The 9953-nt window shown below is 70.8% G+C and carries 11 protein-coding genes; 7 read left to right on the forward strand and 4 right to left on the reverse strand.

All coding sequences use genetic code 11. From position 1 onward, the window contains the following. Nucleotides 1–6 precede the first annotated feature (6 nt). Complete coding sequence (locus tag ABME02_RS18320) at nucleotides 7–516, reverse strand: GNAT family N-acetyltransferase (protein WP_353816797.1); 510 nt, start codon at nucleotides 514–516, stop codon at nucleotides 7–9. A gap of 138 nt (nucleotides 517–654) precedes the next feature. Here ABME02_RS18320 and ABME02_RS18325 point away from each other — a divergent pair, with 138 nt between their 5' ends. Together ABME02_RS18325 and ABME02_RS18330 are read left to right on the forward strand one after the other, a co-directional pair. Continuing rightward, nucleotides 655–753, forward strand: a complete 99-nt coding sequence (locus tag ABME02_RS18325; RefSeq protein ID WP_003792170.1) for a 30S ribosomal protein bS22 — start codon at nucleotides 655–657, stop codon at nucleotides 751–753. A 153-nt stretch (nucleotides 754–906) separates the two neighbouring features. Next, nucleotides 907–1188: a glutaredoxin family protein gene (locus ABME02_RS18330; RefSeq protein WP_353816798.1), complete on the forward strand. Its 282-nt coding sequence runs from the start codon at nucleotides 907–909 to the stop codon at nucleotides 1186–1188. A 22-nt stretch (nucleotides 1189–1210) separates the two neighbouring features. On the opposite strand, the gene ABME02_RS18335 is transcribed toward ABME02_RS18330, so the two are convergent. Together ABME02_RS18335 and aspS are read right to left on the reverse strand one after the other, a co-directional pair. Then, a complete protein-coding gene (locus ABME02_RS18335) occupies nucleotides 1211–2461 on the reverse strand; it encodes a cation:proton antiporter domain-containing protein (RefSeq protein ID WP_353816799.1) in 1251 nt (416 codons plus the stop codon). 158 nt (nucleotides 2462–2619) lie between these two features. After that, nucleotides 2620–3963, reverse strand: coding sequence for an aspartate--tRNA(Asn) ligase (gene aspS, locus ABME02_RS18340; RefSeq protein WP_353816800.1), 1344 nt, complete (start codon nucleotides 3961–3963; stop codon nucleotides 2620–2622). A 119-nt stretch (nucleotides 3964–4082) separates the two neighbouring features. Between aspS and ABME02_RS18345 the strand changes: the two genes are divergently transcribed. The 5 genes from ABME02_RS18345 to ccsB are packed head-to-tail and all read left to right on the forward strand — an operon-like array spanning nucleotide 4083 to nucleotide 8969. Continuing rightward, complete coding sequence (locus ABME02_RS18345; protein ID WP_353816801.1) at nucleotides 4083–4727, forward strand: histidine phosphatase family protein; 645 nt, start codon at nucleotides 4083–4085, stop codon at nucleotides 4725–4727. Then, complete coding sequence (locus ABME02_RS18350) at nucleotides 4727–5326, forward strand: TlpA family protein disulfide reductase (RefSeq protein ID WP_353816802.1); 600 nt, start codon at nucleotides 4727–4729, stop codon at nucleotides 5324–5326. Before ABME02_RS18345 ends, ABME02_RS18350 begins: the two co-directional genes overlap by 1 nt. A 12-nt stretch (nucleotides 5327–5338) precedes the next feature. Continuing rightward, nucleotides 5339–6091 (forward strand): cytochrome c biogenesis CcdA family protein, encoded by a 753-nt coding sequence (locus ABME02_RS18355; protein WP_353816803.1) that lies wholly within the window; start codon nucleotides 5339–5341, stop codon nucleotides 6089–6091. Next, nucleotides 6069–7892 carry a cytochrome c biogenesis protein ResB gene (resB, locus tag ABME02_RS18360; protein WP_353816804.1) on the forward strand — a complete coding sequence of 608 codons (1824 nt, stop codon included), beginning with the start codon at nucleotides 6069–6071 and terminating at the stop codon, nucleotides 7890–7892. The genes ABME02_RS18355 and resB overlap by 23 nt, the downstream gene beginning before the upstream one ends. A 51-nt stretch (nucleotides 7893–7943) precedes the next feature. After that, nucleotides 7944–8969, forward strand: coding sequence for a c-type cytochrome biogenesis protein CcsB (gene ccsB, locus ABME02_RS18365; protein ID WP_353816807.1), 1026 nt, complete (start codon nucleotides 7944–7946; stop codon nucleotides 8967–8969). Between the two features lie 57 nt (nucleotides 8970–9026). Here the strand turns inward: ccsB and ABME02_RS18370 are convergent, their stop codons facing one another. After that, nucleotides 9027–9434, reverse strand: coding sequence for a nuclear transport factor 2 family protein (locus ABME02_RS18370; RefSeq protein WP_353816805.1), 408 nt, complete (start codon nucleotides 9432–9434; stop codon nucleotides 9027–9029). Between the last annotated feature and the right edge of the window lie 519 nt (nucleotides 9435–9953).

The following is a 9953-nucleotide window of genomic DNA, read 5'->3' on the forward strand; positions in this document are numbered from 1 at the left end:
TCGGGGTCAGCGCAGCCGCTTGGCCATCTCGAGCTCGAGTCCGCCCGGGTCGAGCTCGTACTCCCGGCTGTGCCCGGTGTACTCGAATCCGCGGCGTTCGTAGTAGCGGCGCGCCCGCGGGTTGTCCTCGTGCACCTCGAGCCGCAGGGTGTCGGCGCGGCCGGCCGCCCAGCGTTCGATCTCGTCGAGGAGCGCGTCGGTGATGCCCGCGGCCCCGCCGCGCCGATCGGGCGTGACGTAGACGCCGACGAGCAGCGGGCCCGTCGCGGCATCCGGCACGTAGCATCCCATGGTGCCGACCCAGCGGTCGCCCTCGATCGCGACCACCACCGTCTGCACGGCCGACTCGCCGCGCTTCGCGCGCGTGCGCCACTCGGCCTCGTCGAACGCGATCGCCCGGTCGTAGCGGTCGCCGAAGGCGATCGGGGTGTCGCGCAGCATCTCGAGACGGAGGTCGCGGACCTCTCGCCAGTCGTCCTCGCGGGTGGTCCGGATGACGAGTTCGGGGCGGGTCATCACCCGAACCTAGCGGATGCCGCGGGGCGGCCGAATCGATCCGGACGCCGCCTCGCGGTCGAATGGGCTAGACTACCGCGGGGCGTTTCCGCCCACGGCTGCGGCACGCGCGGCCGACCCGATCTTTGTGAGGTTTTCGTGGGTTCCGTCATCAAGAAGCGTCGCAAGCGCATGGCGAAGAAGAAGCACCGCAAGCTGCTTCGCAAGACGCGCCACCAGCGTCGCAACAAGAAGTAGTCGCGCAGCGACCACGGCAGGGCGCCGGGCCTTCGGCCTGGCGCTTTTCGCTGTCCGCGGTGGGTTCCGGCGGCCTCGCCGACTGTCGCTCGTCGGAGCCGCGCGGCAGGCCCGACCGCGGGTGCGGCGCGTCGGCCGACGTATCCTGACGGGGTGAACCCGACGCTCCGCGACATCCGCCTCACCCTCATCGGCAAGCCCGGATGCCACCTCTGCGACGACGCGCGCGACGTCGTCGCCTGCGTCCGCGAGGAACTCGCCGCGACGCCGGGGTCGCCCCGGACGACGCTCGAGGAGCGCTCGATCCTCGACGACGAGGCGCTGCGCGCTCGGTACGCCGAGGAGATCCCCGTCCTGCTCATCGACGACGAGGTGCACGGCTACTGGCGCCTCGACCCCGTCCGGCTCAAGACCGCACTGCTGGCGCGCGGCTGACCGGCGCCGACACCACGACGCGTCACCGGTCGGAGGCGTCGGGTGGGCGGATGCCGCCGCGCCGCCCGACCTCGGGCGTGTCGAGCCAAGTCGCCCGCGCAGCCCGGTCCGCCGCCTCGCGGCGCGCGAACCAGCCCGCGATGGGCACGTCGGTCGACGAGTGCGCCACGACCGAGAGCACGATCGCGACCACGACGACGTGGAACATGAAGTCGGCGTTCGGTGCGCCGCTCTGCAGGACGAGCAGGCCGTAGAGCACCGACGCGAATCCCTTCGGGCCGAACCACGCGGCCGTGGCGCGCTCCTCCCATGGCAGCCCGCTGCCGACGAGCGAGAGCTCGACCGCGGCCGGCCGGGCCAGCACCATGAGCAGCACGCCGAAGACGTATGCGGTCCACGGCACCGAGGCCAGCAGCTCGGGCGAGATGAGCGCGCCGAACATGAGGATGGCGAGAAGCTTCATGAGCTCGGAGAACTGCCCGCCGAACTCGGCGAACGCGTCGCGCATCTCCGGCGCGGCGGTCGCGATCGTCATGCCGGCCGCGTACGCGGCGAGGTAGAGGTTCGCGTGCGTGACGGTGCAGATGCCGAGCACGATGAGTGCGACCGCGACGGGCGTGAGCGAGGCGTAGAGGGGCGTGCGCGAGAAGATCCTCCGTCGCACCAGCCACGCCACGACGAGCGGCACCGCGATGCCGACCGCGATGCCGAGTGCGAGTTCCTCGGCGAGCACGAGCGGCTCGACCTCGGGCCCGCCGACCGTCGCGATGAGGATGAGCACGACCGGCAGCGCCAGGCCGTCGTTCAGCCCCGACTCGACGCCGAGCAGGTGCCGCACGCGATGCGGGATCTCGGCGCGGCCCACGATCGCCGACGCGAACACGGGGTCGGTCGGTGCGAGCACCGCCGCGACGAGCGCCGCCTCGAGCCAGCTGAAGCCGAGCAGCCAGACGCCGAGCACGGTCGTGATGACGAACGTGATCGGCATGCCGAGCAGGAGCGCCCGGCCGGGCAGCCGCCACGCCGCGCGGAGCTGCTGGAGCGCGACCTCCTGCCCGTCGGTGAACAGCACGACGAACAGCGCGAGCGACGAGACGGTCGTCACCGTCGGGTCCGTCGGCTCGAGCACGATGACGTCGAGCATGCCGCCGCCCAGGAAGAACCCCGCGACGAGGAACAGCACCGTGGTCGAGAGCACCGTGCGGTGCGCGATCCCGGAGATCAGGATCGCGGCGAGCAGCACGAGCGCGAACGACAGCAGCAGGGCATCCACAGGGAGGAGTCTGCCGCCTTCACCCCCGGGCGGTCGAGTGCCCGCGCGGCGGTCGCACGTCGCCCGGCGGCCCGGCGCCGAAACGACGCGAACCGCTGGCCGGCCGGCGCCGGTGAGCGGTTCGCATCATCCCGCCGGCGCATCGGCCGGCGACGGGTCTACGGCAGCAGGCGCGTCGGTCCGCGGAACAGGTAGGTCGTCTCGCGGATCGAGTGCTCGTCGAGCATCAGCATCAGCAGGCGCGCGAGGCCCATGCCGAACCCGCCGTGCGGCGGCACGCCGTAGCGGAAGAAGTCGAGGTAGAAGCCGAGCTCCTCCGGGTCGAGGCCCTTCTCCTTCGCCTGCTCGACGAGGACGTCGATGCGGTGCTCGCGCTGCGCGCCGGTCGAGATCTCGACGCCGTTGTAGATGAGGTCGTACGAGTTGGTCAGGCCCGCGTCGCCCTCGTGGCGCATGTGGTAGAACGGCCGGATGCTCGAGGCGTAGTCCGTGAGGAAGACGAAGTCGTGGCCGTAGGTCTCCTTGACGTAGGCCGAGATCTGGCGCTCGCCCTCGGGGTCCATGTCGGCGTCGGCGCGCGGCACGACGTAGCCGCGCGACGCGACGATCTCCTTCGCCTCGGCGAGGGGGATCCGCGGGAACGGCGTGGTCGGCACGGCGACGTCGACGCCGAAGAGCTCGCGGATCTCGTCGCCGTGCTTGGCGACGACGGCCGTGAAGCCCGCGACGAGGACCTCCTCGTGCATCTTCATGACGTCCTCGTGCGAGTCGACCCAGCTCATCTCGGCGTCGATCGAGGTGAACTCGGTCGCGTGGCGCGACGTGAACGACGGGTCGGCACGGAACGCCGGGCCGACCTCGAAGACGCGGCCGAAGCCGGCGGGCTGCGCCATCTGCTTGAAGAACTGCGGGCTCTGCGAGAGGTAGGCCGTGCCGTCGAAGTAGCCGAGCTCGAACAGCTCGGCGCGCGACTCGGAGGCCGAGGCCATGAGCTTGGGCGTCTGGATCTCGATCCAGTCCCGCTCGACCCAGTAGGTGCGCAGGGCGTGCAGGAAGGTCGTCTGGATGCGGAAGATGAGGTTCTGCTTCGGGTGGCGGAGGTCGAGGAAGCGCCAGTCCTGGCGCTTGTCGAGGCTCGAGTCGGCCGCGATCGGCGTCTCGAGCGCCTCGGACACCACGTCGAGCGACTCGATCTTCACCTCGAGGCCGCCGAGCTTGACGCGCTCGTCGTGCTTGAGCTGACCGGTCACGCTGATGAACGTGCCGTGCCCGAGGGCCGAGATCTGCTCGGTGAGGGCGAAGGCCTCGGCCGCGCCGACGCTCACGCCCTCGGGGTCGAGCTCCCGCACGGCCGGGTTCACGAGCTGCACCGCGCCCGACTCGTCGCGCAGGATGATGAACTGCACCTTCTTCTGATCGCGGACCGTCTCGACCCAGCCGGCGACGGTGACCGGGCCGTCGGGAAGGGCGGCGAGCTGCTTGACGAGGGTGCGCGTGTTCACGACAGGCCATCCTACCGGCCGCGGATTCCCGCTCCGACCGGGCGACGTGGATCCCGCAGGGCGATGGGCGGCTCGACCGCTCGGCGAATTCAAAGCGAACCGCTTCGTAGACTGGGGGCGTGCCGGCCGAGCAGATCCATCTCGTGCGCCACGGCGAGGTCTTCAACCCGCAGGGCGTGCTCTACGGACGTCTCCCCGGATTCGGGTTGAGCGACCTCGGCCGCGCGATGGCCGAGTCGGCCGCGGTGGACCTCGTCGCACGCAAGCGCCACGTCGCGGCCCTCATCTCCTCGCCGCTGCAGCGCACGCAGCAGTCGGCCGAGCCGATCGCGAAGGCGTTCGACCTCGAGCCGACGCTCGACGAGCGGATCATCGAGCCCACCAATCGGTTCGAGGGCAAGCGCATGTCGGGGCGCGACTCCGCGCTCCGCGACGTGCGCAACTGGGCCTTCCTGGTCAACCCGTGGGAGCCGAGCTGGGGCGAGCCGTTCCGATCGGTCGCCGACCGGATGCTCGCGGCGATGGGCGAGGCCGCCGACGCGGTCGACGACGGCGACGTCGTGATGGTCAGCCACCAGCTCCCGATCTGGATGGTGCACCGCCGCGTCGCCGGCAAGTCGCTCGCGCACGACCCGCGCCGACGCCGCTGCGCGCTCTCGAGCATCACGACCTTCGAACGCCGTGCCGGTCGCTTCGTCGAGGTCGGCTACCGGAACCCCGCGGCCGGCCTCCAGTCGCAGGCCACCGACGTGGGGGCGGTGTGATGCGCGCACGCAGGTCCGCGGCCGTCGCCGCGCTCGCCGTGGCATCCGTCGTCGCCCTGGCCGGCTGCTCGAGCGATCCGCTCGCCGAGCAGTACCGCGAGGGCAGCGGCAAGGGCTACATCGCCGGCGACGGCACGATCTCGGAGTTCCCGGCCGACCAGCGCGGCGAGCCGATCGAGTTCACGGGCACGACGATCGAGGGCGAGACGCTGGGTTCGACCGATCTCGCCGGCGAGGTCGCGGTCGTCAACTTCTGGTACGCCGGCTGCGCGCCGTGCCGCGCCGAGGCGCCCATGCTGCAGGAGGTGTTCGAGGAGTTCGACGGGAACGGGGCGGCGTTCGTCGGCGTGAACGTCCGAGACCAGGCCGCGACCGCGGCCTCCTTCGAGGATGGCTTCGGCATCACCTACCCGTCGATCGTCGACGCGAACGACGGCGCCGTGCAGTACGCCTTCGCGGGCGACGTGCCGCCGGCCGCCGTGCCGACGACCCTCGTGCTCGACGCGGAGGGCCGTGTGGCGGCGCGCATCCTCGGCCAGCTGAAGGACGCGTCGATCCTCGAGACGATCGTGCGCGACGTCATCGCCGAGCAGGCGTAGCGGCGGCGCGGGATGGACCTCGGGGAGATCGTCTTCAGCGGGCAACTGCTCGCCGCGCTGCCGATCGCGCTCGCCGCGGGGCTCGTGTCGTTCCTCTCGCCGTGCGTGCTGCCGCTGGTTCCCGGCTACCTCGGGTACCTCGGCGGGTTCGCCGACGCGAGCGCCGAGGCCGACGAGGCGCGCCGGGCACGGCGCCGGCTGCTCGTGGGCGTGCTCCTCTTCATCGCGGGCTTCACGCTCGTGTTCCTGGTCTTCACCACGACGTTCGGCGTGCTCGGTGCCTGGCTCGCGCGCTGGTCCGACCTCATCATCCGCGTGCTCGGCGTCGTGCTGATCGTGATGGGGCTCGTCTTCATCGGGCAGTTCACGTTCCTGCAGCGCACGTTCAAGCCGTCGTGGCGGCCGGCGACGGGGCTCGCGGGCGCGCCGCTGCTCGGCATCGTGTTCGGCCTCGGCTGGACGCCGTGCATCGGCCCGACGCTCGCGGTCGTGCTCGCCCTCAGCGCCGATTCGGCGTCGGCCGGCCGGGGCGCGCTCCTCGGCCTCGCCTACTGCATCGGCCTCGGCATCCCGTTCGTGCTGGTGGCGCTCGGCTTCGGCTGGGCGGCGAACGCGCTCGCGTTCGTGCGGCGTCACATCCGCGCCGTGAACCTGATCGGCGGCGGGCTGCTCATCCTCATCGGCCTGCTCATGGTGTCGGGCCTGTGGACCATCTGGATGTACGAGTTGCAGGCGGTGATCAGTGGTTTCGTCCCGGCGATCTGAGGCTGAGCGAGCGGATGCCGCGTCCGCGCGCGACGCGGGCGTCGATCCGCTGCGGCCCGCCGACTACGACGACGGCACGGCCGGTGCGTCCGATGCCGGCACGACCGGTGGCGACGGCACGTCAGGCCGCGAGGGCACCTCGGCCTCGGGGTCGGCCGGCCCCGGGGCATCCGTCACCGCACCGAAGCTCGGCCCGGTCGAATGGGTGCGCTTCGCCTGGCGGCAGCTCACGAGCATGCGCACGGCGCTGCTGCTCCTGCTCCTGCTCGCGATCGCCGCGGTGCCGGGGTCGCTCGTGCCGCAGCGCTCGAGCGACCCGAACGGCGTCGTGCAGTACTTCGCCGACGATCCCGACCTCGCGCCGGTGCTCGACTCGTTCCAGCTGTTCGACGTCTACACGTCGGTCTGGTTCTCGGCGATCTACCTGCTGCTGTTCGTCTCGCTCATCGGGTGCATCATCCCGCGGACGAAGCACCACCTCGAGGCGCTGCGCGCGCGCCCGCCGAAGACGCCCGCGCGGCTGTCGCGGCTGTCGGCGTACACGGAGCGCGAGCTCGACGGCGCCGGCGGCGCGGACGACGCCGAGGGCGCCATCGCATCCGCGGCCGAGGATCTCAGGAGGGCCGGCTACCGCGTCGAGCGGTACGACCAGCGCGGCGTGCCGTCGGTCTCGGCCGAGCGCGGGTACCTCCGCGAGACCGGCAACCTGGTCTTCCACACGGCGCTCGTGGGCGTGCTCGTCACCGTCGCGATCGGCGGCGGGTTCGGCTTCTCGGGCCAGCGCGTGATCGTCGAGGGCCAGTCGTTCGTCAACACGCTGGCGGCCTACGACTCGTTCAACCCCGGACGCTTCTTCGATGACGGGCGGCTCACGCCCTACCGGCTCACCCTCGACGAGCTCGATGCGGTCTACGAGACCGAGAACGCCGACGCGCTCGGCCAGCCGATCGACTTCACGGCGCACGTGACGATCGACGGGCCCGACGGATCCGCCGATCGCGACGTCAAGGTGAACGAGCCGCTCTACGAGTACGGCACCGACGTGTACCTGCTCGGCAACGGCTATGCGCCGACCATCACCGTGCGCGACCCGGACGGCGAGGTCGTCTTCACCGACTCGGTCCCGTTCCTCCCACAGGACGCGAACCTCACCTCGATCGGCGTCATCAAGGTGCCCGACGGCCTGGCGGAGCAGATCGGCATGGTCGGGTTCTTCTACCCGACGCAGTCGACGCTCTCGACGGGCGCCTACACGTCGACCTACCCCGACCTCGTCTACCCGGTGCTCACGCTCAACGTCTACTCCGGCGACCTCGGCATCGACGACGGGACGCCGCGGTCGGTGTACCAGCTCGACACGAGCGGCATGGAACAACTCACGGGAGGGCAGACGGGCGTCGACTCGGTCGAGCTCATGCCCGGCGACTCGACGGAGCTCCCGAACGGGCTCGGCACCGTCGAGTTCGCGTCGGCGTCGCCGGACGCGGCGGGCGACGACTTCGCGGAGAGCGTCCCGCGCTTCGCCTCGTTCGACGTCCACCACGACCCGTCGCAGCTCTGGGTGCTGGTCTTCGCGCTCCTCATCCTCGGCGGCCTGCTGCTCTCGCTCTTCGTGCCCCGCCGCCGCATGTGGGTGAAGGCCGTGACGCGACCCGACGGGCGCGTCGTCCTCGAGTACGCGGGCCTGGCCCGCGGCGACGATCCGGGTCTCGAGCGCGCGGTCGAGCAGTTCGCCGACCGCCATGGCGGCCCGGTCGAGGTGCCGGATGACCCGCGCGGACCCGAGATTCCTTCGACGTAAGCTGGAACAGTGACGCTCGACGAGATCTCCCTCATCGCCGTGTACTCGGCGATGGCCGTGTACGCGATCGCGTTCATCGCGTACTCGATCGACCTGGCTCGCCGGTCGGCCGCATCGGCGCAGGCGACGGATGCCGCGGCCGCGGTCCGCGCGGACGGGGTCGCCGCCGCCGGGTCCGAACGCGAGCCCGTGCTGCAGGGCGCCGGCGCGTCCGTGCCCGCCACCGGCGGCTCCGCGGCACCGCCGCGCGTCGGCAGGGGATCGAGCGCCGCGCGCCGTGGCGCGGCGGCCGCGCCGTCAGTCGACTACGGGCGCTCGCCGTCCCTGCGCGTCGCCGTCGCGATGACCGTCATCGCGTGGGCGCTGCACCTCGCCGCGACCGTGCTGCGCGGTATCGCCGCGAGCCGCGTGCCGTGGGCGAACATGTACGAGTTCGCGCTCACCGGGACGCTCGTCGTGACGACCGTCTTCCTCGCGGTGATGCTCGTCGCCAAGACCGACCTGCGCTTCCTCGGCACCTTTGTGACCGGACTCGTGCTGGTGCTCCTCGGCGTCGCCACCGTGAACTTCTACGTCAGCGTCGTCCCGCTGCCGCCGGCACTGCAATCGGTCTGGCTCGTGATCCACGTGTTCGTCGCCACCTCGGCGGTGGGCTTCTTCGCCCTCGGCTTCGCGCTCTCGGTCGTGCAGCTGATGCAGTCCCGCCGCGAGGCGATCGCCGCGACCGCCGAATCGGTGAAGAAGTCGTTCCTCGCGACGCTGCCCGACTCGACCGCGCTCGAGAACCTCGCCTACCGCGTCAACATCGTCGGCTTCATCCTCTGGACCTTCACGCTGATGGCCGGCGCGATCTGGGCCGAGAAGGCCTGGGGCCGGTACTGGGGATGGGACACCAAGGAGGTGTGGACCTTCATCATCTGGGTGGTCTACGCCGGGTACATCCACGCTCGCGCGACCCGCGGATGGCGCGGCTCCCGTTCGGCGTGGCTCGCGATCATCGGCTTCTCCGCCGTCCTGTTCAACTTCACGGTCGTGAACCTGTTCTTCAAGGGCCTCCACGCGTACTCGGGCCTGTGACCCGTCGTCGCGCGGCGACGTCCTCGAGGCGAACGGAGCCGGCGGCCGATCTCCGCGTCAGAGTGGTGGTGCCGGCGGGTCGGCGTCCGTCGCGGCGCGCCACGGCGCGCGCCACTCGGCAGCCGGCCACCCGTCCATGACGTAGATGCGCTCGTGCGCGATCTTCTCGCCCCGGAACTCCATCAGGTTGACGGTGTACATCCACGGATTCCCGTCGTAGCTGATGAGGTTCTCCGCGACGACGAGGTCATCGCGGTGGGTGATCCGTCGAATGTGGAACTTCAGCTTCGCCGGGTACTGGCTGCGCCACTCCTTGAAGTTGTGCAGGCCCTCGAAGCGCTCGCCGGATTGCGGAAACTCCAGGACGGCGTCATCGTCGTAGATCTCGTGCGAGATGTCGTAGTCCACGCCCTCGTACTCCCAATGGCGTCGAAGGGCGAGGTCCAGATCCTCTTCGCTAAGCATCGATATCACTCCTCGCATCGGTCGGAGTGCTGGAGGCGTGGTGGACGCGTGCCCCCGTGCACGCCCGGGTCGCCATCCCGAAGCGAACCCCGGCGTCCTCGATTGTGCTCCGCGGACCATCGTGCCGCCAGTGGAACGCGCGTTCGGCCCCTCGATCTGGGGCGGATGCGATCGGTCCCGGGTGCGACACGCCCGGGATGCACGCTCGATTTGCCCGGGGGTTCGGCGGCACGTAGATTCTTCTTCGTTGCCACGGCAGCCGGGAGCGAGGAGCTCACGGGGCGGGCAGCGAATCCCAGCCAAACAGCCTCGTAGGCGCCTCGTGCGACTCGGTTGCTTCAAGCCTGGGAGGACAGATCACCACCACCGATCGCTCGGGTTCGAGCGGGTCCGGAACGCCCAGCGTTCCGGAAGGCGGCGGTGGTACAGTAGGGAAGTTGCCTTGAGGGCAGGCTGTGGTGGCTGTAACTCGGGTGCGTCCGTTCCTTGAGAACTCAACAGCGTGCACTATGTTCAATG

The organism is Agromyces zhanjiangensis, assembly GCF_040496055.1.
Lineage (GTDB): Bacteria > Actinomycetota > Actinomycetes > Actinomycetales > Microbacteriaceae > Agromyces > Agromyces zhanjiangensis.

Bases quoted from the DNA above. Each gene is read 5' to 3' on its own strand.
- ABME02_RS18320 (WP_353816797.1), bottom strand. From the start codon at position 516: ATGACCCGCCCCGAACTCGTCATCCGGACCACCCGCGAGGACGACTGG.
- ABME02_RS18350 (WP_353816802.1), top strand. From the start codon at position 4,727: ATGCGCGCACGCAGGTCCGCGGCCGTCGCCGCGCTCGCCGTGGCATCC.
- ABME02_RS18355 (WP_353816803.1), top strand. From the start codon at position 5,339: ATGGACCTCGGGGAGATCGTCTTCAGCGGGCAACTGCTCGCCGCGCTG.
- ccsB (WP_353816807.1), top strand. From the start codon at position 7,944: ATGGCCGTGTACGCGATCGCGTTCATCGCGTACTCGATCGACCTGGCT.
- ABME02_RS18370 (WP_353816805.1), bottom strand. From the start codon at position 9,434: ATGCTTAGCGAAGAGGATCTGGACCTCGCCCTTCGACGCCATTGGGAG.